The sequence below is a fragment of the Sulfurimonas sp. SWIR-19 genome (genome assembly GCF_020410885.1).
Taxonomy (GTDB): Bacteria; Campylobacterota; Campylobacteria; order Campylobacterales; family Sulfurimonadaceae; genus Sulfurimonas; species Sulfurimonas sediminis.
The window spans coordinates 1,361,285-1,385,036 of record NZ_CP084578.1; the positions used below are offsets into that span (position 1 = coordinate 1,361,285).

Below are 23,752 nucleotides of genomic sequence, written 5' to 3' on the forward strand. Positions count from 1 at the left end.
CTAATTCTCCCTAAAAGCATCTGCTAATGTAAAAATCCATATCATAAGTGTAACCAACAAACTCAGTAAAACCAGAGTTGCTCCGGCATCTTTTGCCTGTTTTGCCAAAATATGGTACTCATTGGTCACAAGGTCCACAACTCTTTCAACAGCACTGTTTGCAACCTCCGCCAAAACAGGTATAAACAGTGAGATAAAAAGTATACTTGAGTGAACAAAATTTATAGGCAAAATCCAGGCAGCAATACCCATTACAAAAAGCATAAAAAGCTGCCACTTAAATGATGTTTCATTCTTCACTATATCTATAAAACCCTCTACTGCATACATGCCGTTTCTGTAAAGATTGTGTTTTGGTTTATTCAGCTTCATATTTTTCTCTCATTTTTAAAATTATATTTTGTAACTCTGTTGCTTTTGTATTTATCGGCAGAGGATTTCCAAAACAGATTTTAACTATTCTGCGCTTAAAAATATTCCTTTTTGCGCCTTTTGGCTTGTATTTTGCAAAAGAACTGCCAAATATCCCCTTTCCTATGTAAAAAGGAACAATTACCCCGTCATAATCCTTGGGAATAAGTTCATAACCTCTTTTAAATTCATGTATTTTGCCGTCTTTTGATATTTCTCCTTCTGGAAAGAGTGCTACAACATTCCCTTTTTGTAATCTCTTATGCGCTTCTTTTATGGCATCTTTAAAGGCTCTGGGTGAGAGAGGAATTGCTTCTCCTTTTTTAAAAATCGGATGAAAAAATTTCCAGTTATATATATCTTTGTCCATCATATAGTTTATGCGTCTTTGCAAAGGAAGCTGCAGTAAAATCCAGTCAAGCCAGCTTACATGATTGCCAAGCAGTAAAACAGCTTTATCCTGTGGAATATTTTCCAGACCGATATAAATATATTTATGTCTGAGTGCTGCAAACAGACCCATGAGTGAAAAAAACATCTCGATAACATATCTTTTATAGAGCTTTCGTATCAAATAAAGGCCGACAAAACCCATAAAATAAAAAAGCAACTCCGCATTCATACCAAAATAAGCAAAAAGCGTCGTAAGCAGTAAAAAAGTAAACATAAAAATATTTTGTATAAAATTGTTTGCCGCTAAAATAATCCCAAGATGTACGCGTGAAGCCAGGTATTGAATTCTTGCATTTAACGGCACCAGAATAAATGCCGCAAAAATACCAAAGAGTGTAAACATAACTGCAATGAGTGTCATAGAGTGCAAAAATCCAACACTGAAAACTATAAGTGTTATAATGGTTGCCCCTATCCCCGCCAAACCGACATTGATATAAAATCTTGAGAGTTTTGCAACCATAACGGAACCGATAACAATGCCAATGCCTGCAAGCGCCATCACACCCTGAACATAGATAGTATTGGTTACATGTAACTCATCTTTTGCATATTCCCCAAACACTGCCAAAACAACCTGTGATATAGACCAGAAAAGACTGAGTGCGATAATCGCATCAAAAATTTCTCTGTTTCTTCTGACTGTTTTAATGTTTCTGAACAAATAGACACCGCTCACATACTTTTTTAAGCGAAAATCCCGTTTGCTCGCTTCTATCATTTTATTTGGCAGTTTGGAGGCCAAAAACCATTCGATAATCGAACCAATCACCAAAAGCCAGCCCAAAGGAGCAACAGCCTGTAATATTTGCGATTGTGTCACTAAAGAATCATCATACATTCCTTCAAATAAAACCGTATAAAAAATAATACCGCCTAGAATTGCAACGGTTGTGATTGCCTGAACAGCACTGTTGGCACTGCTGAGAAATTTCACACCAACCAACTCTTTTATATAGCCGTATTTCGCCGGGCCGTAAATTGCACTCTGCATTGCAAGCAAAAAGGTTAAGATAAATGCAAAAACAAAATACCCATGATAATAGGCATAGGTAATACCAAGGGTAATAATAACCGCAAAAAGAGCAGCATATTCCATGATTTTGTTTTTGGCAAATCTGTCTGCCAAGAAACCCGAAGGAGAAAAAATCAAAATGAAAGGAAGCAAAACCAGGGCATTGACGATTGCCGTTAGGACAATTTGTGTGCTGCCGTCATAAACCTTGAATATCGTATTTTGTATAATGATTTTGTGCCCGAGATCGGTAAAAGCATTGAGAAAAACCACTGCAAGATAGTTGATAACACCTGCTATTTTAAACATTTTCTTCTTGTGCTAAAAGCGTACTCCATCCTTCATAATAGCCCTGCTCTTTTTTTATTGCTTCAAAAAGTTCATTGACAACTTTTTTAACTTCCTCTCTTGTTACAGCATGTGTTTTAAGCAGAGCCACACCGTTTTCAAACTCTTCACTGCTTATCTCATCTTTAAAACTAAAACCTTCAAGGGATAAAGAATTTAAAAATTTATTCTTTTGTGTAGGTGTATCAAAAGAGACATAATGCTCTACAGCTCTTGGAATTTCCAGCTCATCCCCCTCTTCTTCAAGCAGGAAAATAATTTTTTCACTCTCTATATGACACAGTTCAAGTTCATTTGGAGCAAGATTTTTATAATGAAAGTCCCATTTTGTATCACGCACTACACTGCTTTCGTATATATAGTTTGCATCTTTGAGTAAATTTGTTACAATTGCATCCAAACCTTTGGAGTCAAGTGCATAAAAATAAAGTTCACTCCAGCCATCTACAACCCTTGAACCGACATATTTTGCTTTGTCATCATGTTCCAATGCTATGATCAGAGACTCTTTGACATCCAGGTACTCTTCAAAGCCTTCCGCACTCTCATCCAAAGCATCAAACTTTATAAACACACTTAACAGCCATCCGTACTTGTTACTGTAGCCATAAGCATGCAAATCAATTTCTATAAATACTTTTTTTCCGTCTTCGTTTCTTATAAATATTTCTCTCATATACTCTCAATCTCTTTTTTTCTTTATTATATCAAAGATTCTTCTTTTAAATCAATAATAATTATCACAATTAAGATTATTTTTAAAATAAAAGTATATAATTTCTCCATTCAAAAAGGTTTTGATATTCAATATCACAATCAATAAAAAAGGATTAAAAATGAAAAAGTCAAAAATCTCACTCGCCTTAGCGAGTATGTTATTAGTAAGCAGTGCCTCTTTCGGGGATGATAAAACAGATATTCTTAAACTTCAGCAGGAAGTAAAAGACCTTAAAGAAATGACACAGATTCTTGTTGATGAAACAAGTGATTTGAAAACCGGTTTTAATTATACCAAAGTTGATGAAAAAAAGCGATATACAGGTTTGGGTAGTGCTGCATCTAAAGTTTACTACTCAAAATCACCGTTAAGTATCGGTGGATATGGCGAAATGTATTATTCAAGCAGCCAAAAAGGTGGTTCTGAAACACAGATAAAAAGATTCATTACATATTTCGGATATAAATTTTCTGACAATATCATCTTAAACTCGGAAATTGAATACGAAGGCGGCGGTGTAAAAGCTACAAGCACAGGTGCTACCGGTGATACAGTGGCCGTTGAATTTATGTACCTTGACTTCATAGGAAACAAAAACTTCAATGCACGTCTTGGTAACTTCTTACTCCCAATGGGTTTAATGAATGAGCAGCATGAACCGACACTTTTTACAACGATCCAGCGTCCAAACACAGCGAAGTATGTTATTCCGACTACATGGAATACTTCAGGCGCAATGCTTTACGGTGAAATTGCAGAGGGTATAGAGTATAAAGCTTCCATTGTCACAGCACTGCAGATTACAGACACCGGAGACAAATGGGTAAGAAACGGCCGTGGCAGCGGGCGTTTGGTGAAAAATCCGGATGCAGCAGGACAGGTAAGAGTTGACTATACAGGCACAAGCGGTTTACTTATCGGTGCTTCATCATATTTTTCCAAGGATCTGTTTATGTTTGATATTCACCTAGATTATAAAATAGGCAATGCCAGAGTTTATGGTACCTATGCACAAAATAAAAGAGTAGATACCAATGCAAGTCAACAGGTGACAGCTAACTATGGCGGTTTCTTAAATGCAAGCTACAATATTGCTTCTTTGATAGGCACTGACAAAAAAACACCTCTTTTTGTGCAGTATGAACGATACAACCCTCAGTCAGAGGTAAGCAACGGGGGTACGGCAGGTGATGCTGTAACAGATGTGACGCTTGGAATCAACTTTTTTCCACATGAGCAGGTAGTCCTTAAAGCTGAGTATGTTATCTCAGATAATGTAGCTACAGGGAACATCACCGGCATATCTTTAGGTTTTGTTTTTTAAAAAACATTCAAACATATTTTCTCCTTTATGGGGTTTTGCAGCAATTTTACTGCAAAACCCCAATTATTTTGCTAGAATTTTAAAAATAAAATATTTAAAGACTTAAACTATGAAATATATTTCACTATTTATACTGTTATTAACACAACAATTATCAGCACAACTCCTTGTATCACCAATTGATGCAATGAAAGAGAACTTTGATCACAACGCAACAATTACCAAAAAAAATATTCTTCTGACACATGACAAATTTAAAACAATACAAAAAAATGCAGGCGTAAAACTTACTACAAAAATTTACAGAGTTTATATAGCCAAAAAAAATGGAAAAATACTGGGATATGGTGTACTTGTCAATAGAAAGGTCCGTTCCAAGAATGCGGTCACACTCTATTTCTTCAAAGACTCTGTTTTACAGGGAATAGAAGTCATTGCCTTTAATGAAACGCTGGAATATCTTCCGCCAAAAAGATGGACCCAGCAGTTTAAGAACAGAAAAACCGACAAGGTATTAAAACTCAATCGGGAGATAACAAATATCTCAGGGGCAACAATGAGCGCAAAAAGTCTTACAGACGGTTCGCGTATAGCATTTGCCATATACAACATGCTTTATAAGGACAAATAATTGCGTTTTACCCTTATAAAAAATTTAAAGAAAGACTCTACTATCAAGCCTATGCTCAACGGGTTGCTGATCTTCATGCTTTTGTATTTTGCTGCTGAAGTATTTGTGGATTATAGCAACTTTGGTCTTTCCTACGAACAGGTGAAATTTACACTTTTTGGAGATGAAGAAAACTTTTTAGAACCCATTTCTCAAGCTTCGTTTTTAGAGTATATTCATACTAAAATATTTTTTATGATGATGATACTCCTCACCCTTAGTGCTGTATTTATTCGCTTGAGTTCCAGAGACAGCTTAAAACTTTTCTGTCTGAACAGTGTTATGATAAGTGCGCTTACTATGCTTATAACGCTTCCTCTTGCATATTATACAAGTCCTTTTTTTACATATATCTATTTATTGACATATTATGTGTGGCATCTGTGTGCATTTTACATGGTTTTGCATTCTTTATGGAGTCTTAATTTTGCAAAAAGCATATAACTTTGCCATATTTTATTTTATTCTCTTTTCACTGCTGCTGCTTCTGAGCAGTAGTGTTCTTTTTGCATCCAAAATCGGCTTTACAACCGAAGGTGTCCTAACATACTATCTTGGAAATGAAACACTTTTCATTGCACCTAAAACACCAGGCGGTATACTTAAAATTGTCCTGCCGCATATTTTTGCTTTTGGACTTTTTGTCATGGTTACGGTACACTTTTTACTCTTTACACACAAAAAAAGAACCAAAGAACTGCAACTGCTTACATCTGCTCTGTTTATTCTCTCATTTTTGGAAATTTTCACTCCATTTGCCATTATAAACGGTTTTGAGTCGCTTGCATTCTTAAAAATATTTTCATTTTTTTTCTTTGAAGTTGTCATACTCTATACTTTGTTTATACTCTTTAAAAGTATTTTATATGATTAATTGGCTACAATATTTGTTATGAAAAAAATTATATTAATACTTCTGGTCTTTCTCGGATACACTCCTTTGTTTTGTAATGACAATACGGTCTGTAAAAAATGCCATCCTTTGATTTATAAAGAGTATTACAACTCCATACATAGAAAATCATCCCTGGCCAATGATAAAATATATAAAGCAGTTTTTGAAAAAGAACATGCAAAAAAACAAAAATGCAACAGCTGCCATGCCCCAAGCGCAAAAAACTCCCAAGAAGAAAAAGAAGCACCCATATCATGCATCTACTGCCATACCATTAAAAATATCGCAAAAGATGACGCAGCAAATAAAAATATTTTAACGGGAAAGAAAAAAGACTTTTTCAGCGCGCAAAAAGACAAAAGAAATGAATCTAAAGTTAAATATGAAACAACAACTTCTTTCTTTGGTCTTATAAAACGCTCTAAAAATTCCCCTTATCATCAAATAGAGTACAACAATGAAAACTACTATAACGGCAATGTCTGCATGGGATGCCATTCACATGTAAACAACGCCCATAATTTTGACATTATCATGCTTGATGCATATATTGACCAAAAAGACAAAAATACCTGTATATCCTGTCATATGCCACAGGTAACAGGCAGTAAAACAACGCTGAGTGACAGTAAAACCCATGCCTATCATGGTATAGCCGGTTTGCACAGATTCACTGCAACACTTGGTAAATATATAGATTTTCAAGTACAAAAAAACGAAAAAGGCTTTCAGGTCACCCTAAAAAATCTGACAAACCATGCTCTTTTCGGACAGGCATACAGAGAAGGGATTTTAAATGTTACAGTCGTACGAGGCAAAGAAAAACTAGTCCAGAAACCCTATATATTTACACGTATTTTCGGTAAGGACAAAGAAGAAAGTATGCCTTTTGAAGCAACAAATATTTTAAAAGACACTCTTATTTATGCAAAAAAAAATATTCTCTATACAACAAAACTGCAAAAAGGAGATAAAGTCATACTGACCCTCGGTTTCCGTCTCATCTCAAAAAAAGCAGCAAAAGAGTTAGATCTTCAAAATGATAAAAAACTTACAAAAATAAAGATTTTAAAAACAGAAACATTCAGTTTTTAACCAGGATTATGCAATAGATCAACATAGTCATCTATGTTTTTACTTACAATGAGCTTTTTATCTGCCTGTAAAATAATATAGGCAAGATTTTGCGCATTTAAAAACGCATATGATTTTTTTACCGGCATAACACTTGCAGCCGTTGCATATGCATCGAGTGTCGCCGAAGGAAGTTTTGAAACAAGTGTTATGGAGATGAATTTTTGCTCTGATTCTTTTGTTTTTGGATTAATGAGATGATTATACTTTTTTCTTTGTACATAACGGTTATAGTTGCCGCTTGTACTTACACCACTGTCACGCATGATAAATGTAACCAAAGGATGTGTCTCATCCAAAGGGTTGTTAACGGCAACCTTGCAGCTGCCTATGCATCGTATGTCGCCGCTCAGAGCAACCACTGCCTTCTTCACCTTGTTTTGCAGTAAAAATTCACTGACTTTGTCTGTCGCAAACCCCTTTCCCATACCGCCAAGATCTATTTTGACACCATTTTCCAAAAAAGCTTCATGCCTGTCAAATCTGAGTGCCTTAATGGAGGTAGAACTCTTTTGCAGCTCACTTTTTGAAGCAATACGTTCATTGGCACCAAATCTGTACAAATCTTTTGTAATAGTTCCTACAGCGATATTAAAATATCCCTCTGTCTCTTTATAGTATTTTAAAGAGAGTTTCAAGGCTTCGTAGGAGTATTGATTCAAAAATGCGTGATGGCTGTTGTTGAGTTTAAATATTGGCGTGTTCTTTTTATAGGTAGAAAGAGAATTGTCAACCCTTTTTATAATCTCAAAAGAGGGTTTGAGGAACTTTTTGTCTTCTTTGTCAACAGATATTGACACAAAAGTACCCATAAGTACTTTTGTACGTTGTATCATCTGTGCATCGGCATTACATGTAATGAACAACGATGCAAAAAGAAAAAGTCTGTACATGAATTAGATGTCAATAATCTCATTGACTTCAAGTCCGAACCCGCCAAGTCCGACAAAGTCAGTCTTCTTCATAGACGTAATAAGATTCATTTTTGAAATACCGAATGACTTAATAATCTGCGCACCTATACCGAACTCTTTTATAGCCGCATTGTCCTGATGGTGTGTTTTGTTTATAAAAACCAATAAACCGCTGTTTTGTTTAAGATACTCTATGGAGCTGATAAGGTTATTGTATTTGTCTTGTTGCAAGAACAGTTCACAATCCGGAATAACATTGTGAACCCGTACATTGGCAACTTCTCCGGCATTGTAAAAAAGTATGGCAGTGTGTTGTATACCATCATGGTCTTCAAAGGTATGTCGCTGTACTTTTACTCCGAAAAACTCTATCTCCTGAACATCTGTCTCTTTGACAAGTCTCTCGTTTGCAAGTCGGTATTCAACAATATCAGAAATAAATACCGTATGCAAATCATGCTTTTTCGCAAAAATATCTAAATCATCCCGGCGTGCCATTTCACCGTCATCTTTAATAATTTCACAAATAACACCCGCTTCGCTTAACCCTGCCAACCGGCATAAATCAACCGACCCCTCCGTATGACCTGTTCTTACAAGTGTACCGCCCTCTTTTGCAATAAGAGGAAAAATATGTCCCGGTTTTACTAACTCATCCGGTTTGGAAATAGGATTTGCCAATATTTTTATAGTATCATCTCTCTCTTTTGCCGAAATACCTGTCAAAGCATTTTTGGCATCAACAGAGACTGTAAAGGCAGTTTCATACGAAGAAGTATTTGAACTCACCATAGGATTTAAATCAAGCCTGTCGGCAATAGACTTGGAAAGAGCAACACATATAAGCCCCCGTGCGTGCATTGCCATAAAGTTTACATGTGCCGGTGTAGAAAAGGCAGCCGCATAGACTAGATCGCCCTCATTTTCTCTATCCTCATCATCGACCATAATAACCATCTTGCCTTTTTTGATATCTTCTATCGCCTGTAAAACTCTCTCTGTCGGTTTCATATTTTCTCTTTCTATATTTGTTTTTTCTTTTCTTTATTATAGGAAAATTTGTATTAAAAAGAGTTCAAAAAAAAAATTAATATTTTTTGCAAAAAACTCTTGACATAAAAGAAATTTTTGTCTATAATTTCGCTCACAAACACAGAGTAAAAGTGTTTGAAACACCGCGGAATAGAGCAGTTCGGTAGCTCGTCGGGCTCATAACCCGAAGGTCACAGGTTCAAATCCTGTTTCCGCAACCAATCTTTCTTTACAAAGCATTGGGGTATCGCCAAGCGGTAAGGCACCAGTTTTTGGTACTGGCATTCGGGGGTTCGAATCCCTCTACCCCATCCACCTCTAAATCCCTAAAATACGGACTTTCAAAAAATCTAAACTCAAAATATACAACAAATATACAACATTGTTTTTTAATCGAAGATTTCATCATCAAAAATAATCTTATTTACTTCTTCTTTTACTGGCTCTTTTTCAAGCTTTAAAACTGGTTCTTTTACTTCTTTGTCAAACGAACTCTAAAATTTTGCACTAAAAAGTAAAAAAAAGTTCATAATGATATTATAAAAAATAAGGTTCAAAACTTTAGAAGAGTCTTTGTTGATAGTGATTTAGATTTGGAAATTATTAAAAAAATAAAAGAAGATATTGATTCCATTCCAAATGAAGATATGTCCCAAAAGGATAAAAATAGGCTAAAATCACTACAGACAAAATTATTTAATAATTTAATCAAACAATACGAAATTAATTCACAAAAAGAAGATTTAATTGCTGAAACAAAAGAGATACTTGATAGAGTATTGAATTCTGCTTCACATCATAGTGATAATCCTTTACATCGGCAAGAATTAAAAGATGCAATTAACCACATGACAATATTAAAAGAGTTGCTAGAAAATGAAACGAACTAAGTTCATTCAAATAAATTAATCTATTTTTTGGTATAATACAACTAATAAATTCAAAAAGGAGATTTGTCATGGCAGTAAAACACATAAACGAAAATGCAAAAGAAGAGAGTGGTATTTTACTCTCAGGTAGTGATGCAACAAAAGTTTTTTCAATGTTTAGCGAAGATAAATCTTCTAAATATATTCAAGAAAAAACTAAAAAACTAAAGTCACTTCTTGATAATGCACTCAAAAAACCTTTTCCATCTGCTTCTTAAAAGTTTTCAATGCCTTCCATAATTAGCCTATCAGATATCACAAGAAGTAAATTTGATAGACTAAAAAAGAGTTTTACTTGTTCAAATGCAGAACTTGAAAAACATATTAAACAGTATGCTTTTAACCATCAAAAAGAGGGACTTTTTCAAACCTACTTTTATGTAGATGATAACGATAATTTTTTAGGTTATATCTCTGTTTCTATTGCTACTATTGAAAGGAGTACTATAGAAGATGAACTAAATATATCTTCTTCTATAAAATACTCTATCCCTGCAATGAAAATAACGAGACTATGTGTTTTTGATAACTTTTGCAATAATGGAGTTGGAAGTATCTTAATGACTTTTGCCAATATTTTAGCAGTGGTTCAACAGAAAAAAATAGGTTGTCGTGCTTTAATAGTTGATAGTAAGTTTGAAGCGATTGAATTTTATCAAAGATTTGGATTTATTGAAATTGATAAAGAAGTAAATAGTGATACAATGTTTATGGTTTTTGATATAGCGAAACCAAGTGATGTTAAAGAAATTACAAGCGAAATGATTTCATTTTGTGAGGTGTTTAATCAAGAAGATTTAATAGAGATTTTGAGATAAATTCTCGGTGCCAGTTCGGTGCCATTATATACCTATCAGGTATGGTTTGTTATAATTCTTAAAATGTGAAAACCTCGATATACAGGGTATATAAGGGTATTTAGTGGATTGGTCAAGAGTTTCCCTCTACCCCATCCACAATCGCAAATTTCAAACAAAAAGACTTTATTATGAACGAAATAACTGATTTAACAACTTTAACTGTAAGAATGGGTGTTTTTGTAGTTATTGCAGGAATATTCTATTTTATTTTAAAATCTAAAAAGAAATAAAATCAGTTAAAGAGAATTATAATTTCTCTTTAACCATACTGTCTAAATAATCAAACAGTTCCTGTGATGCTCTTTCTGCATCTTTAAATATTTTTATGATTTCATCAACTTTATCACTGCCAAGCATGCGCATTGCTTTTGCTATATCATCATGCACTTTTTTATGCGGCTCTTGCAGGTTTGCATAAAAATTGCTTTTTCCAAATAGTTTTTTACCTTCATCTGCATACCATTTGCCTAGCCTGCACTGAGTATGATCACTCAATTCAAATTTCAATTTCCCTTCAAGCATTGATGAATATGCGTTGTTTTTATAGACCATATGATCAAGTTTTGCCATATTTGTAAAGAGTTCGTATCCTATAATTTCATTGTCTTTTGTAATAGCTTCACTGTTAGAAATTAACTGAGAAAGTGTGTCAACATAGGCCTCGAGTGTTTGTTGTGAACTTATAGAGTGTTCTTCAATTTTTTCACTGTTTTCACTCATATTCATAGAATTCTGCTTGAGCACATTTATATTTACTTCTACTTCACTTGTAGCTTTTTGCGTTCGTTCTGCAAGCTTACGCACTTCATCGGCAACGACTGCAAATCCTCGTCCGTGTTCACCTGCACGTGCTGCTTCTATAGCCGCATTCAGTGCCAGCAGGTTAGTCTGGTCTGAAATATCTTTAATAAGAGAAATCACATTAAAAATCTCTTCAACATTTGCATTCAGTTCCTCTGCAGAATGTCGTGATTCCGAAACCATCTCTGTAATACTGACAATTGCATCTTTAATGTTATCCGTAGAGTGTGTCACTTCTTTAATGACTTCGGATGTTTTGGCATTGAGAATATTTACCTGGTTGACACTTTCAACACTCTGAGACATACTGTTTCTTAAATTCTCTGCATTGTTGAGTGCACCGCTTATCATCTCTCCTGACAGGGCAAGAGTAAGTTTGTTCTTCTCGCCAATTTCCGCAGCATGTTTTGCAGAATCTTCAGCTCTTAAAGCTTCCTCTTTTGCTTCGAGTGCAAGCGCTTCGACTTTATCCAAAAAGGCATTGAAATTTTTACTCGCCTGCCCTAATTCGTCTTCTGATACCACAGGAAGTCTCTTTGACAAATCAGCATCACCCTGTGCCAATTCATCAGCAACATTTGCAAGGTTTACGATAGGGTCAGTAATTGTTTTTTTGATAATGTACATTAAAAACAGCAAAATAAACAGATCAACCAAAGACATAATATATACTTGTCTCAAAAGAGAGTCTTCGGATTGAGAAATGACACTGTTTACTTTGTTGATATCTTCACCGATCAGTGCATAAGCAACAATATTGTCTGAAAAATCTTTTATAGGTTCTGAAACTATAAAATATTTATCAGTTATTTGTGGTGCATCAGTTTTCTCAATAGAAATATGAGCCAAATCATTAAAAAAATCTTTATTTACCACTTTTTCTTTGACTGCAAGTGTAAAATTACTGACTTTTGGAGCAGATTTTAAAGAACGGGCAGTTGAAAGGTATTTGTCTTTCATGACAATGACTATTTCGTATCCATTGTTTTTTCTCGCAGATTTTACTATAGAGTTTAAACCTTGCATGAACTCAACAGAACCAAGATATTCATGATCGACTATTACCGGAGCCAAACCACGCAGAACAAGCCCGGCCCGGCCAAGTTCTATAGCTACAATTGGTTTTTTTTCATTTTTTACCGCAACAATTGTTTTTCTGAATGAACTTAAATCATCTCCATACTTATTTGGCTTCCATGCTCGTAAAAAACTGTGTAAATGAGCATCATGAATATGTATTTTAATATTTTTATACTTTGTGTATTTTTTAAATTCCTGAGACAGGCTTTTTAAGCCATTGATGGCAACAGTTCTGTTGTTTTCCATCAATGATCGTATAACACTGTAGTTTTGCGATATGTTGATAGCATTGCTAAGACCGATATCTTCCTTTGCTTGCATTGCTTGCTTGTAAGTAAGATGCAAAGAAGCAGATTCTGAAGCATAAACCTCATGTTCCAAGTCTTTAATAGAATAATAGTAGTTTACTAAGATAACAATAAATCCTGCTAAAATTGAAACTACCAAGGGTATGTGTATTTTTTTACTGATTGACATGAAATTTACCTCCATCCCTGCAATATTTTTTGACAGACACTATTTTAGTTTGCCGTTTCCATAGTGCTTAAAGAGATAGTCAGTCACAATTTTTTCATCTTCTTTTGTGATAGGTGCTTTAAAATGTACAATCATTTTCTCTATCTTTTTATGCCAAAACTCGCGTGACTGAGGCCCCTGGTTTAAAATATATCCAAAAGAGTGACACATTAAACAGTTTGCCTGTACAGCATCAAATCCTTTTCCCATTTTTATTTGGTATGAAATATACGGAACTTCCATATCACCTTTTACCTGTGCAAACAGTGAACCTGCGGACAGTATTGCTATTAATAATAATTTTTTCATTTTTTCTCCTTAAACCACTTCTACTGTAACTTTATCAATACCGTTGTATTTGTACCCGCCATGGTTCCATCCGATATCTTTGTCAAACGGTTGCTCTTCACCCAGCATATTAACTGCTTTTGCCATAAATGTTAATTTGCCATACTGTGTGGGTTTGTGATGAAATCTAAATTCACTATAAGAATAACGGCCGTTTTCCTGTTTAAGCAGTGCTTTTTCCCATGTTTTCCCTGCATCTGTAGATACATATACCGCTTTGATTCCTGTTCCGTTATCAAAAGCAACGCCACGCACAACAACTTCTGAGTTGTGATACACTTTCATACCGTTTTCAGGGTACCCTATCACTGATTTTACATTCATAAGGGTAATCGGTTTTGTAGGTTTAAAGTGATGCTGTGGTGTTTCACATTCACATTTATTGTCAGGAACACGGTACGCTTCATCCATAAAGAAAAGAGATTTGTATTTATCTGTTACCGTAATATCACTAAGCATTTTTACCCAACTATCAGAGTAGTACCCCGGAAGAATCAAACGAAGCGGATACCCGTTTAGGTATGGTAAATCTTCTCCGTTCATTTCATACGCAACGATGACATGGTCATCAAGCTCGTGAATTTCCAACTCTCTTACAAAATTCGGTGTTTTATAATACGCAGCTTTTTCCAAACCGTTAAAACCTATCCAGTGTGCATCTTTTTTCAGTCCTGCTTTATGCAGCAAATCACGTAATCTTACGCCTTTCCATTTTGCACACCCCATGGCACCGCTTCCCCATTGGATTCCTCCTGGAATCGGTGTAAATGCAGAACGGCTGTTTCCACCACATTGCACAACTGCCGTTACTTCAACCTGCTCAAAATCAGTTTTTAATTCTTTGAGAGAAATTTCCAACTCTTTTTCTACAAGTCCGTTTATCTTGATGGTATACGTCTCCGGATCGATAAAAGTCGGAATATCCGGAAGGTGCCATCTGACAAAAAATTCATCATTTTCAGTGATGCCGCGTGCAAATGTGCTTCTTGGTGATTCTAAAAGCGGTGGTCTGTCCGAATAGGTTATCAATGGTCTTTTTTCAGGGAAGGCCATATCAGAGACTTTTCTGGTATCAATTGGCTGATGTGTTTCACCGGCTGATAATGCAGTTGTACCTAAAATAGCAGCTGAAGCAGCCATAGAAGTTTTAAGAAATTCTCTTCTTTTCATATTTTTCCTTATAATTGTTATTTTGGTTTGGATTATATCGATAAATATTTAAAATGACTTAAAAGAGCTTTTTTTCCAATCTTTTTAAAAGATTTTCAAGCTCTTTGCATGATGTTATATAATCTGACTTTATCGCTTCTATTTCTTGAATCACACTGTTTAATTGAGAAAATATTTTTGGGAAATTTTCTGTTGTTTTTTCAAGTTCCTGCATATTTTTCACTGATAAAACAATCTGTTTTATGATCATTTCGCTTTGATTCTTGACATTTAACAGTTTGGCTTCACTCTCACTTAAAGTTGTATCTATACTACCGGCATGAGACTTTAAAAGCAGTATCTCCTTTTCAAAATCTTTTATCAAAGCAGACAGTTTATTTGATGTTTCTAAAACAATATCTTGCTCTTCAATTCTCTGCATATCTCTGTCTGCATGTATAATGCTTTCAATTTCCGCCAATTTCATTTCACTAAAAACAGCTTCCATGCTCTCAAACTTTTTATACAGTGTTCTCATCTCTTCTTGAAATTTTCTACGATATTCTTCTTGCATTTTCATAAACTGCGATTGTTGTGTTTGATGAAAAATGTTCATAATTACATATAAGATTAAAGCAAAGAGAAGAGGAAAAAGAGATTCTTTGACAAGAAGTAAAATATCTGCATGCTGTGTATGCAAAATAAAATGGACAAGTGTAGCAATCACTCCGATAACAAGCACAAGAGGAGCATAGTTAATTTTGTCCGGACGTTTCAAAATTGCTATTTGTCGTAAAAATAAAATGCCCATTACAATAAAAGCTATCAGTAAATCATTATGAAACATTTTGACATCCCTCCTCAATCGAGTTAGGATTTATTGTATCATAATTTATTGCAAAACGATATCTACTATTTCCTTTGGATCTTTTACCACAACACTATGTGTACCATGCGCAGAAAATCCCCATGCTGCAAAAATAGCTTCGATACCGGCATTGTGTGCACTTTTGATGTCTTTTGAATTATCCCCTACCATCCATGCTTTATCTTTTTTTGCATCATAATTGTAAAAATTCAAAATCTTGTGTATCATATCGGGATGCGGCTTTGATGCCTGTACTTTATCCGCACCGACTATCATGTCAAACAGATCGGCTACATGTAAATGTTCCAGCATTGTCAGGGCAAACTGTGTCGGTGCATTTGTCGCAACTGAAAGCTTCACCCCCTTTACATGTAACCGCTCAAGCATCTCTTGTACACCCTCATAAAGGTAAGGATGTTCTATACACTGTTCTTTATAATGTTTTTCAAAAAGAATTCTGTCTTTTTCTTCATAGATTTCAGTATTGTAAAAGAGTTTAGGCAGATTTCTTACCTCTTTGTTAATAGCATCCACTATAAACTCTTCACTTAATGGAGGCAGGTTATGATTTGTTTTTCTTACATAATTGACTGAGATAGTAATATCTTTTTTTGAATCAATCAATGTCCCGTCCATATCAAATATAACTATTTTTTTCATGACTTCATCTTTTTATAAATTTCCACAAGTGCTTCAACAAACAAATCACTGTCATTTGGACATTTACAGACTCTATACTCTTTAAATCCCAAATCCTGTGCTATTTCTCTGTACTCCACATCCAGTTCATAGTCTGTTTCCGAATTATCAACAGTAAAGGCGATAGGAAAAATGACAACACCCCTGTTTCTGACTGTTTTGAGTTTGTCCTCAAGTGAAGGTTTGAGCCACTCCATACGCCCTACTTTTGACTGGTATGCCAAATGAACATCATGAAATGCCATCCCTTCTTTTTGCATCATCTCTTTTAAAATTTCCACATGACGGTTTACATGTTTTTCATACACATCTCCCGCATCAATAATTTTTTGCGGCAGTCCGTGTGCTGAAAAAACAATATCAAAATCACGATACTCACTCTCTCCCACTGTTTTTTGGATACTTTGAATCACTGCCCTGTTATATGTTTCATTTTGGAAAAAATGTTTTATTTCCACCAAGAGTGCATTGCCTCCACTCTTGTGATAGCACTCTTCAAAATCTTCAAGGGAGGACTTTGTCGTCGTTGTCGAGTATTGCGGATACAAAGGAATCAAATATATTTTGTCCACATCCTCTTTAGCCAGTTTTTCCACTACTTCACAGGCAAAAGGCGGTGTATAGCGCATGGCAAAATCAACTATAAACTTTTCACCCAGTTTTTTTTGCAGTTTTGACACAAGATTTTTTGTATGCCCCACTATAGGCGATTTCCCGCCCAGTTCTCTGTATATCTCCTGAGATGCTTCCGCACGGTTAAAGACAATCAGTCCGCCAACCATTTTTCTGACAAGATTGCTTTTCATCGTCAGTATGTTTTTGTCTGCAAACATATTCTTTAAAAACATTTCTACTTCATTCAGGTTGTTTGGACCACCCATATTCAGTAATACTATTGCCTCTTTTTTCAATCTTTATCCTATATATACACTCAGCCAGACAACGACTTTTTTTGTTTTGAGGAGTGTATGCTTTGTATTTGCAGCTATAAACAGAGTATCACCGCTTTTTAATTTGTGTACTATACCATTTATTTCCAATTTTGCACAACCTTTGAGAACGACAACCCATTCATCCCGTTTGTCAACAAATGTTTGCGGTGTTTTGAGTGTGTTGCTGACAACTCTTTTAATCTCTACATTTTTTTTTGCAAGAAGTGTTTCAAAAGTTTCACTGTCAGGCTGCGGCAACGCATACTCAAAAATATTAATCATGTTCTACTCGCAGGCTTACTGCATACATAAACTGTTGCAAAGGCAGCATATCTTCATAGACGGTATAGAGTCTCTCTATTAATTCATCACCCTTTTCAATGAGGTGCGGATCAAGTTTTGTATAGGTTGCCATGCCTTTGTACAAACTTAAATCTGCATGTTCCATATCGGCATGAAATCCTTTAGGAAAACGTTTATAACCTTTTTCAAGATGGGTGTAGTTTTTGTTTTTTGCTTTGATAACTTTAAGTATATTTGCAAGTTCGGCACGTTTGGCATCATTTTTAATGGTTGAGCGAAAAGCATCCAACATTGGTTTTTCAAACCATCGCACACCTGTTGCCACATAAAGCTCCTCTGGGGAAAAGTGCAGATAAAACGAAGAACTCTGCATACGTTTGTTCTCTCCCTGCCAAAAGATAATGCCGATACGCTCTTTCATAGGCTGTGCTATTGCATTTGGACGTCTGGAGTCACGGTAGATTCTATATAAAGATTGATTGATTTTCGGTATTGCTTTAATGGTAGGTTCAAGGGCCTGAAGATGTTCGCCCATCTCAGTAACAAAAGCACGAGACGGGTTTAAAATCAGTTCTTCATACTCTTTTTTATGTGCCGCAAACCACTCTTTGTTGTTGTTTTGTTTCAAATCAGCCAAAAACGGCAGTGTTTTTTTACTAAAACCTGCAAATTCCAATACGATTCCTATTTTACGAGTTTATCAATTTTTAGCAAGGTTAAAACCTCACTGCCATTAAGTTAAGAAAATTAATGCTTTTTCGGAACCGGTACTTTAGTGCCGGCTGTTGCAATGCTCTTGCCACTCTCAGCCCGGACTGAAATCCGCGTTCCAAAAAAATGCTTCACTTACCAATATTGAAGTTAAAACCTGAGTACCAACAAAGTTGCAACAGCTTAGGCTAATTTTCTGTTTCTAAACGCAAGAGCAATGATAACAAAGACTATTGCATAGGTTACCGGAACAAAATCAGGAATAGGTACCGGATCTCCTTTTGCATACGAGTGCATACCCGCAAGATAATAATTCACTCCGAAATACGTCATCAAAACCGATGTAAACGCCAAGAGCGATATTACACTGTAGTTAAAGTCATTGTAAATAGACTTGATAAATCTTACATGTATCACAACAGCATAAACCAAAATAGTCACCAGTGCCCATGTCTCTTTTGGATCCCATCCCCAGTATCGTCCCCAGGACTCATTAGCCCAGACACCGCCTAAAAAGTTTCCGACTGTCAACAAAACAAGCCCGATAATCAGACTCATCTCATTAATGGCGTTCAACTCTTTAATAGAAAGCGAAATCTGTCTGTCGTTTTTTTCGTTTTTAACGATAAACAGCAACAGAGTGATAAATCCAAGCAGAGCGCCAAGCCCCAGGAACCCGTAACTTGCCGTAATCATTGATACATGTATGCTGAGCCAGTAAGAGTTTAGTACCGGTACAAGATTGGTAATCTGCGGGTTCATCCAACTCAAATGCGCAACAAACAAAATCAGACCTGCCAAAATTGATGTAGATGCCAGAGTAATAGGGGATTGTTTGGAAAAGATAAACCCTGCCAAAACTGTTGCCCATGCAATGTATGTCATTGATTCAAAACCGTTTGACCATGGAGCATGTCCCGATATATACCATCGCAGTGCAAGACCCAAAGTATGTGCAATAAAAAAGATACCTAAAAGTCCCAAAGAAACTTTTGTAATTTTTTGCATTTGAAATTTCGGTTTTAAAATTTTCACAAAACTTAAAATCAACAACACAAAACCCATAATGAAATATAATGGCCAGAGAATTTCAAAAACATTTGAATGGTTGTAAAAAATCTCTGCTTTTATTTTATTTTCACTCGGGTAGACAGCAGAACCGTAAAATCTCTGATATTCGTCTATCTTTTTCAACCCTGCATCAGCGATTTTCCACTCTCCGTTTGAAAGAGCAGCATCGACAGCTGTAAAATAGGCTATCGCAATCATTCTGACTTTTTGAGCCTGCGAAGCATCAAATGTTTTTAAAGCCTCAATTGTTGCATACCATTTGTTATTAAGATCATTTGGTTTTGGCCATATTTTTAACAGTGAACCTGTAAAAACCATATAAACAACATTGACTTTTTCATCAATTTTCAAGGCCGCTTTGTCTAACTTGTTTCTGTCTTTTGGAGCTTTTCTTGAAGCCTGTTCAACAAGAGACAAAAGCTTGTAGCCTCGCATACCTGCAGGATCCTGAAAAAACTGTGCAAAAGAGGCATATTTTGCATCTTTTTTTATTCCTATGGCCTCATTTATTCTTTCATCACCTGTACGAATAAGTTTTATGTCTTTGTAAATATCCGGTCGTATCATCATGCCCAGTATGACCTGATTTGCACTTAATTCTGTTTTTCCGACTTGCAATGTAGAACTTCTGTGTATTTTTGCCAATACTTCCAAAGCAAGTGTATCTATCGGCTTCATACGTCCCTTTGTATCTTGCACTATCAAATGTCCAAATTTTTGCGCATGCTCTTTATCAAAAGAGAGTATGGTTTTTATAGCCGGATCAAGTTCAGCGGCTTTTGCCGGTGTCACTGCAAATGCCAAACCTGCAATCAGCAGTGCCGGAACTATTTTACACTCACTCGCTTTTTTTGCTTTTGCCGAAAGTTTGGCAAATCTGTGTTTTTTGGAAAAAAGTGCCCAAAACATTCCCAGAGCCAATAAAAAATACCCTATATAAGTCGGCAGAGTTCCGGGGTCATGGTTTACCGACAAAATTGTTCCTTTTTCATCCATATCATAAGAAGACTGGAAAAATCTGTAATTTCTGTGTTCCAAAATATGATTCATATATATTCTGTATTTCATATCAATTCCCATTTCCTTATCTATAAGTTCTACTTCACTTGCATACGATGCCGGACTCATAGATCCAGGATATCTGTCAAGCTGAAAATCCAAAAGTTTCAATGTAAAAGGAATTTTTATCTCTTTTGAACCATAGGCAACACTTACATGTAAACCATTTATATCCACTTCACTGGGAACACCAAGCATACCTTTTTGTGAATATACCAAGACTTCTTTTTGTTTGTCGCCGCTGTGAACCAAAAATTTAAGCGCATCTACACCCGAAGCCCGCAGTATCGATTTTGGATTTGAAACCACTTTTTTATGTGCATGCAACATAAAATCACGCAGAACAAAACCGCCCAAATCACTGCTGTAAAGAACTCTTGTCTGAAGTGCCTCCTGATCATTTGCATCCAAACTGCCTCTAGAACGGTCAGCCATTTTCATGTATGAGAGTTTCATATCATGCTTCAGATACAACCTGCCGTCTTTTATATACAAAGACAAAACCGGTTTATCAAAATGTTCACCTGAGTTAAAATCCAAAATAAAACTTCCCGCATTATAAAACTTGCCCTCTTCGAGTGCTACAGGTTTTCCCTGTCCACTGCCCGTAACCATAAGTTTTGCTATTGCCTTGCCGTTTTTGTCTGCCACCAAGGTTTCTATGGCATTGGGAATATACTCAACAAGTTTCACATCAACCTTTTTATTCTCAAGCTTCAAAGATGTCTCAAAATCGTTATCTCCTCTTTTTGAGAGATATAAAACTTTAGAGAATTTTTTTGTGTCACTGCCGTCACTGACTTTTATGCTTATATAGGGATCAGCACTTACAATCGAAGAGGCACTGCCTCCTTCACGAATATGCATAGTCCCCTCATAACCAAAGTACCGAGTCACTGCCGCACCGACCAAAATTATCAAGAACGCAATATGAAAGATAAAAAGAGGCGCTTTAGAGAGTTTGTACATCTTAAATCGATAGATGTTATACAAAAGATTAAATGCCAATAAACCCAGCAAAACCTCAAACCATCGTGCATTATAGATTTCTGCTTTTGCAGTCATCGTTCCATAGTCATTTTCAACTATAGTCGCATACCCTATTGTAAATGCAAAAATAAGCATTAAAATTGCCATCGTATGCATTGAACCAATCAAAGAGAGAATTTTTTTCATATTTAACCTTTTAAAAAAAATTATTATACTTGCAATAAGATAATAATAAATTAACCTAAAAACAATCACGCCTTTTTAACTTACATTTTAATTTTTACTTCAAAACATTTTTTCTGCACAGTGCATAAATTGACACTTCCGCTGTGTGCCTCGGCAATCTGACGGGAAAGTACAAGCCCTAGCCCATTCCCTTTGAGCTTTGTGCTTTTAAATGCTTCAAAAAGCTCTTTTTCATTATCTATAGCCACACCACTGTCGCATATCTTAAAGATGTGATATATTCCATCATTTTCATAGGTAATTTCAACCTTTCCTTCTTCGTTTTCATCCTCTTCTATCGCATCAATAGCATTGGTGATAAAATTTGCAAACAGCATTTCGAGTAAATCTTTGTCTGCATGCATAAAAAAATCATCTTTTGGAAACACAAACTCTATCTCTTTTGAATATCCGTAATAGGCTATCGCCATATCCAGGGACTCTTTGAGCTGACTCCACGATATAAGATCTTTTTGTGCCTGCACACCTTTTGAAAACATCAGTGTCGCTTTAATGATTCTCTCAATTCTATAAACTGATTTTTGTATCTCTTCGACTATTGGAATGTTTTCGGGAAGTACCCGTTTTTTGAGTGTAGAACTCATCAAAGAAATTGCACCTATCGGATTTCTGATTTCATGGGAGAGATGTGCTGCCATCTGTCCCATGGTAGCAAGGTTTTCTTTGCGTTTTTGTTCTGTTATATCTGTTGCAGAGAGCATCACTTTATCTTTATATGAAGAGCTTTTGACAAGATAGGAGTGTGCATTAAAAGTAATTTCATAATCTTCATCACGGTACTGTAAAAGCTTTAAAAGCTCCCATAACTCCCGTGCATGGGAATTTTGCAAAAAAACAGTGTTATCACTGTTGAGAATCCAAATAGCATTGGGAAGAAATTCCACAACCTTTTCAACAGTATCTTGCAAGTGTGCATACGAGGCCTTCAGCTCATTAAATTCATTCTCAACCTTATAAGTCTGCTGAATAAGAACATCCAGTTCCTGCGGTGTAATAGAGGCCATTAAGCACTGAGTCCTGTCAAAACTTTATACAAATCATGTGCATCATCACTGCCGGCAAGTTCGCGTATGGAGTGCATTGCCCAGGTTGGCAGTCCTACATCTATGGTGTCTATGCCAATGCGTGTTGCCGTGATGGGTCCTATGGTGGAGCCACATCCCATATCGCTTCTTGTCACAAAATTTTGCAGCTTTACATGTAACGATGCAGCGCTATGCTTAAACTTTGCTATTGTTTTGTCATTGGAGGCATATCGCTGATTTGCATTGACTTTTATGACAACACCTTTGTTTATATGCGGAGCATGATTAGTGTCATGTTTTGCCGGGTAATTTGGATGAATTGCATGGGCATTGTCTGCACTTATCATCAAAGAGCTTCTTGTCATCTGTATATACTCTTCATAATCATCAAACATTCTATGCAGGGTATTTTCTAAAAAACTGCCCCCTGCTCCGCTTGTCGATTCACTCCCGACCTCTTCATGGTCACTTGCGATAAAAAGCACAGGCTTGTCTGCATTTACGCTGCAAATACTTACCATACCTGTATAACAACTCAGTAGATTATCAAGCCGCGCACTTGCAATAAAGTCATTTCGCAGGCCTACAAATTCTGCTTTTTGTGTATCATAAAAGCTCAACTCACTTGCATAAACTTCTTTGACATCTTCAATACCGTTGTTTGCAAGTTGCCATTTGATAAATTCGTCAAAATCAAAATCTTCATTTGTACTTAGAACCGGACAGATATCTGTCTGTTTGTTCACCGTTCTTTCTTTGTTTGCTTTGTCATCCAAATGAATGGCAAGCGATGGAACAATTGCTATAGGCTTTTGCACATTAATCAAGGTACTTTGCAAAGTCCTGTTTGCATCAAGATAGCTCACCCGTCCGGCTATTGACAAATCTCTGTCAAACCAGGGATTCAATAACAGTCCGCCGTAAGGCTCAACGCCGAATTTCACCACACCATGCTCTTTTATCACAGGATTTGGCTTGAGTTTCAGGTTGGGCGAATCTGTATGTGCGCCTACCATCACATAGTTTTTCTCTGTTTTTGGATAGCTAAAGGCAATGATTGAAGAGCCATTGCGTGTGACATAATACTTTTGCCCTGCTTTGAGTTCCCATTTATCTGCTTCATCAAGCCTGGTAAATCCGGCATTTTCAAACATCATCGCCATATTTTGTGTCGCATGAAAAGGCGTAGGCGAAGCATCCAAAAAACCTAAAAGTCCTTCGTTAAAATCTTGTTTGTTCATTCACAACTCC

24 protein-coding genes and 2 tRNA genes are annotated in these 23,752 nt (G+C 36.0%); 10 read left to right on the top strand and 16 right to left on the bottom strand.

What is annotated here, in order from left to right; all coding sequences use genetic code 11:
* Genes LCX93_RS07100 through LCX93_RS07110 form a run of 3 tightly spaced genes read right to left on the bottom strand, consistent with a single transcriptional unit; the run spans window position 1 to window position 2,903 of the window.
* A complete protein-coding gene (locus LCX93_RS07100) occupies window positions 1-372 on the bottom strand; it encodes a diacylglycerol kinase (protein ID WP_226065418.1) in 372 nt (123 codons plus the stop codon).
* On the bottom strand, window positions 359-2,188 hold the full coding sequence (locus LCX93_RS07105; protein ID WP_226065420.1) for an MFS transporter: 1,830 nt from the start codon (window positions 2,186-2,188) through the stop codon (window positions 359-361). The genes LCX93_RS07100 and LCX93_RS07105 overlap by 14 nt, the downstream gene beginning before the upstream one ends.
* Window positions 2,181-2,903 carry a ribonuclease E inhibitor RraB gene (locus LCX93_RS07110; protein WP_226065422.1) on the bottom strand — a complete coding sequence of 241 codons (723 nt, stop codon included), beginning with the start codon at window positions 2,901-2,903 and terminating at the stop codon, window positions 2,181-2,183. Before LCX93_RS07110 ends, LCX93_RS07105 begins: the two co-directional genes overlap by 8 nt.
* Before the next feature lie 160 nt (window positions 2,904-3,063).
* Here LCX93_RS07110 and LCX93_RS07115 point away from each other — a divergent pair, with 160 nt between their 5' ends.
* The 5 genes from LCX93_RS07115 (at window position 3,064) to LCX93_RS07135 (ending at window position 6,929) form a co-directional block, all read left to right on the top strand.
* A complete protein-coding gene (locus LCX93_RS07115; RefSeq protein WP_226065424.1) occupies window positions 3,064-4,269 on the top strand; it encodes a porin in 1,206 nt (401 codons plus the stop codon).
* Between the two features lie 109 nt (window positions 4,270-4,378).
* On the top strand, window positions 4,379-4,900 hold the full coding sequence (locus tag LCX93_RS07120) for an FMN-binding protein (protein WP_226065426.1): 522 nt from the start codon (window positions 4,379-4,381) through the stop codon (window positions 4,898-4,900).
* Complete coding sequence (locus tag LCX93_RS07125) at window positions 4,901-5,383, top strand: Aq_1264-related membrane protein (protein ID WP_226065428.1); 483 nt, start codon at window positions 4,901-4,903, stop codon at window positions 5,381-5,383.
* Window positions 5,367-5,813, top strand: coding sequence for an Aq_1264-related membrane protein (locus LCX93_RS07130; RefSeq protein ID WP_193149927.1), 447 nt, complete (start codon window positions 5,367-5,369; stop codon window positions 5,811-5,813). Before LCX93_RS07125 ends, LCX93_RS07130 begins: the two co-directional genes overlap by 17 nt.
* 18 nt (window positions 5,814-5,831) lie before the next feature.
* A complete protein-coding gene (locus tag LCX93_RS07135; RefSeq protein WP_226065430.1) occupies window positions 5,832-6,929 on the top strand; it encodes a multiheme c-type cytochrome in 1,098 nt (365 codons plus the stop codon).
* Here the strand turns inward: LCX93_RS07135 and LCX93_RS07140 are convergent.
* Both LCX93_RS07140 and LCX93_RS07145 read right to left on the bottom strand, forming a co-directional pair.
* On the bottom strand, window positions 6,926-7,861 hold the full coding sequence (locus LCX93_RS07140; RefSeq protein WP_226065432.1) for an FAD:protein FMN transferase: 936 nt from the start codon (window positions 7,859-7,861) through the stop codon (window positions 6,926-6,928). The genes LCX93_RS07135 and LCX93_RS07140 overlap by 4 nt on opposite strands.
* 3 nt (window positions 7,862-7,864) lie before the next feature.
* Window positions 7,865-8,893: a bifunctional 3,4-dihydroxy-2-butanone 4-phosphate synthase/GTP cyclohydrolase II gene (locus LCX93_RS07145; protein ID WP_226065434.1), complete on the bottom strand. Its 1,029-nt coding sequence runs from the start codon at window positions 8,891-8,893 to the stop codon at window positions 7,865-7,867.
* A gap of 165 nt (window positions 8,894-9,058) precedes the next feature.
* Here LCX93_RS07145 and LCX93_RS07150 point away from each other — a divergent pair.
* From LCX93_RS07150 to LCX93_RS07170, 5 genes are all read left to right on the top strand, one after another.
* A tRNA-Met gene (locus tag LCX93_RS07150) sits at window positions 9,059-9,135 on the top strand.
* A 19-nt stretch (window positions 9,136-9,154) separates the two neighbouring features.
* A tRNA-Gln gene (locus LCX93_RS07155) sits at window positions 9,155-9,229 on the top strand.
* 278 nt (window positions 9,230-9,507) lie between these two features.
* On the top strand, window positions 9,508-9,804 hold the full coding sequence (locus LCX93_RS07160) for a hypothetical protein (RefSeq protein ID WP_226065436.1): 297 nt from the start codon (window positions 9,508-9,510) through the stop codon (window positions 9,802-9,804).
* 68 nt (window positions 9,805-9,872) lie between these two features.
* A complete protein-coding gene (locus LCX93_RS07165; protein ID WP_226065438.1) occupies window positions 9,873-10,061 on the top strand; it encodes a hypothetical protein in 189 nt (62 codons plus the stop codon).
* Between the two features lie 9 nt (window positions 10,062-10,070).
* Complete coding sequence (locus LCX93_RS07170) at window positions 10,071-10,661, top strand: GNAT family N-acetyltransferase (protein ID WP_226065440.1); 591 nt, start codon at window positions 10,071-10,073, stop codon at window positions 10,659-10,661.
* Between the two features lie 288 nt (window positions 10,662-10,949).
* Here LCX93_RS07170 and LCX93_RS07175 read toward each other — a convergent pair whose 3' ends face one another.
* The 11 genes from LCX93_RS07175 to LCX93_RS07225 all read right to left on the bottom strand — a co-directional run bounded on the left by LCX93_RS07175 (window position 10,950) and on the right by LCX93_RS07225 (window position 23,742).
* A complete protein-coding gene (locus LCX93_RS07175) occupies window positions 10,950-13,061 on the bottom strand; it encodes a methyl-accepting chemotaxis protein (protein WP_226065442.1) in 2,112 nt (703 codons plus the stop codon).
* Window positions 13,062-13,100: 39 nt separating this feature from the next.
* On the bottom strand, window positions 13,101-13,409 hold the full coding sequence (locus LCX93_RS07180) for a sulfite:cytochrome C oxidoreductase subunit B (protein WP_226065444.1): 309 nt from the start codon (window positions 13,407-13,409) through the stop codon (window positions 13,101-13,103).
* Window positions 13,410-13,418: 9 nt separating this feature from the next.
* Window positions 13,419-14,618: a molybdopterin-dependent oxidoreductase gene (locus LCX93_RS07185; RefSeq protein ID WP_226065445.1), complete on the bottom strand. Its 1,200-nt coding sequence runs from the start codon at window positions 14,616-14,618 to the stop codon at window positions 13,419-13,421.
* Between the two features lie 58 nt (window positions 14,619-14,676).
* Complete coding sequence (locus LCX93_RS07190; protein WP_226065447.1) at window positions 14,677-15,444, bottom strand: hypothetical protein; 768 nt, start codon at window positions 15,442-15,444, stop codon at window positions 14,677-14,679.
* 45 nt (window positions 15,445-15,489) lie between these two features.
* Window positions 15,490-16,125 (bottom strand): HAD family hydrolase, encoded by a 636-nt coding sequence (locus LCX93_RS07195; RefSeq protein WP_193149944.1) that lies wholly within the window; start codon window positions 16,123-16,125, stop codon window positions 15,490-15,492.
* Complete coding sequence (gene hemH / locus LCX93_RS07200) at window positions 16,122-17,075, bottom strand: ferrochelatase (protein WP_226065449.1); 954 nt, start codon at window positions 17,073-17,075, stop codon at window positions 16,122-16,124. The genes LCX93_RS07195 and hemH overlap by 4 nt, the downstream gene beginning before the upstream one ends.
* A 3-nt stretch (window positions 17,076-17,078) precedes the next feature.
* Complete coding sequence (locus LCX93_RS07205; RefSeq protein ID WP_226065451.1) at window positions 17,079-17,378, bottom strand: cupin domain-containing protein; 300 nt, start codon at window positions 17,376-17,378, stop codon at window positions 17,079-17,081.
* Window positions 17,371-18,075: a DUF2461 domain-containing protein gene (locus LCX93_RS07210; RefSeq protein WP_226065453.1), complete on the bottom strand. Its 705-nt coding sequence runs from the start codon at window positions 18,073-18,075 to the stop codon at window positions 17,371-17,373. Before LCX93_RS07210 ends, LCX93_RS07205 begins: the two co-directional genes overlap by 8 nt.
* Window positions 18,076-18,293: 218 nt before the next feature.
* The gene (locus LCX93_RS07215; protein ID WP_226065455.1) at window positions 18,294-21,416 is read right to left on the bottom strand and encodes a cytochrome c biogenesis protein; all 3,123 of its coding nucleotides are present in this window, start codon (window positions 21,414-21,416) and stop codon (window positions 18,294-18,296) included.
* Between the two features lie 80 nt (window positions 21,417-21,496).
* Window positions 21,497-22,480, bottom strand: a complete 984-nt coding sequence (locus LCX93_RS07220; RefSeq protein ID WP_226065457.1) for a sensor histidine kinase — start codon at window positions 22,478-22,480, stop codon at window positions 21,497-21,499.
* Complete coding sequence (locus tag LCX93_RS07225; RefSeq protein ID WP_226065459.1) at window positions 22,480-23,742, bottom strand: M18 family aminopeptidase; 1,263 nt, start codon at window positions 23,740-23,742, stop codon at window positions 22,480-22,482. The genes LCX93_RS07220 and LCX93_RS07225 overlap by 1 nt, the downstream gene beginning before the upstream one ends.
* Window positions 23,743-23,752: the final 10 nt, after the last annotated feature.

What these genes read in the sequence shown, in the direction of transcription:
- LCX93_RS07100 (WP_226065418.1), bottom strand. Translation starts at nt 372, where the DNA reads ATGAAGCTGAATAAACCAAAACACAATCTTTACAGAAACGGCATGTAT.
- LCX93_RS07105 (WP_226065420.1), bottom strand. Translation starts at nt 2,188, where the DNA reads ATGTTTAAAATAGCAGGTGTTATCAACTATCTTGCAGTGGTTTTTCTC.
- LCX93_RS07110 (WP_226065422.1), bottom strand. Translation starts at nt 2,903, where the DNA reads ATGAGAGAAATATTTATAAGAAACGAAGACGGAAAAAAAGTATTTATA.
- LCX93_RS07115 (WP_226065424.1), top strand. Translation starts at nt 3,064, where the DNA reads ATGAAAAAGTCAAAAATCTCACTCGCCTTAGCGAGTATGTTATTAGTA.
- LCX93_RS07120 (WP_226065426.1), top strand. Translation starts at nt 4,379, where the DNA reads ATGAAATATATTTCACTATTTATACTGTTATTAACACAACAATTATCA.
- LCX93_RS07135 (WP_226065430.1), top strand. Translation starts at nt 5,832, where the DNA reads ATGAAAAAAATTATATTAATACTTCTGGTCTTTCTCGGATACACTCCT.
- LCX93_RS07140 (WP_226065432.1), bottom strand. Translation starts at nt 7,861, where the DNA reads ATGTACAGACTTTTTCTTTTTGCATCGTTGTTCATTACATGTAATGCC.
- LCX93_RS07145 (WP_226065434.1), bottom strand. Translation starts at nt 8,893, where the DNA reads ATGAAACCGACAGAGAGAGTTTTACAGGCGATAGAAGATATCAAAAAA.
- LCX93_RS07165 (WP_226065438.1), top strand. Translation starts at nt 9,873, where the DNA reads ATGGCAGTAAAACACATAAACGAAAATGCAAAAGAAGAGAGTGGTATT.
- LCX93_RS07170 (WP_226065440.1), top strand. Translation starts at nt 10,071, where the DNA reads ATGCCTTCCATAATTAGCCTATCAGATATCACAAGAAGTAAATTTGAT.
- LCX93_RS07175 (WP_226065442.1), bottom strand. Translation starts at nt 13,061, where the DNA reads ATGTCAATCAGTAAAAAAATACACATACCCTTGGTAGTTTCAATTTTA.
- LCX93_RS07180 (WP_226065444.1), bottom strand. Translation starts at nt 13,409, where the DNA reads ATGAAAAAATTATTATTAATAGCAATACTGTCCGCAGGTTCACTGTTT.
- LCX93_RS07185 (WP_226065445.1), bottom strand. Translation starts at nt 14,618, where the DNA reads ATGAAAAGAAGAGAATTTCTTAAAACTTCTATGGCTGCTTCAGCTGCT.
- LCX93_RS07190 (WP_226065447.1), bottom strand. Translation starts at nt 15,444, where the DNA reads ATGTTTCATAATGATTTACTGATAGCTTTTATTGTAATGGGCATTTTA.
- LCX93_RS07195 (WP_193149944.1), bottom strand. Translation starts at nt 16,125, where the DNA reads ATGAAAAAAATAGTTATATTTGATATGGACGGGACATTGATTGATTCA.
- LCX93_RS07205 (WP_226065451.1), bottom strand. Translation starts at nt 17,378, where the DNA reads ATGATTAATATTTTTGAGTATGCGTTGCCGCAGCCTGACAGTGAAACT.
- LCX93_RS07215 (WP_226065455.1), bottom strand. Translation starts at nt 21,416, where the DNA reads ATGAAAAAAATTCTCTCTTTGATTGGTTCAATGCATACGATGGCAATT.
- LCX93_RS07220 (WP_226065457.1), bottom strand. Translation starts at nt 22,480, where the DNA reads ATGGCCTCTATTACACCGCAGGAACTGGATGTTCTTATTCAGCAGACT.
- LCX93_RS07225 (WP_226065459.1), bottom strand. Translation starts at nt 23,742, where the DNA reads ATGAACAAACAAGATTTTAACGAAGGACTTTTAGGTTTTTTGGATGCT.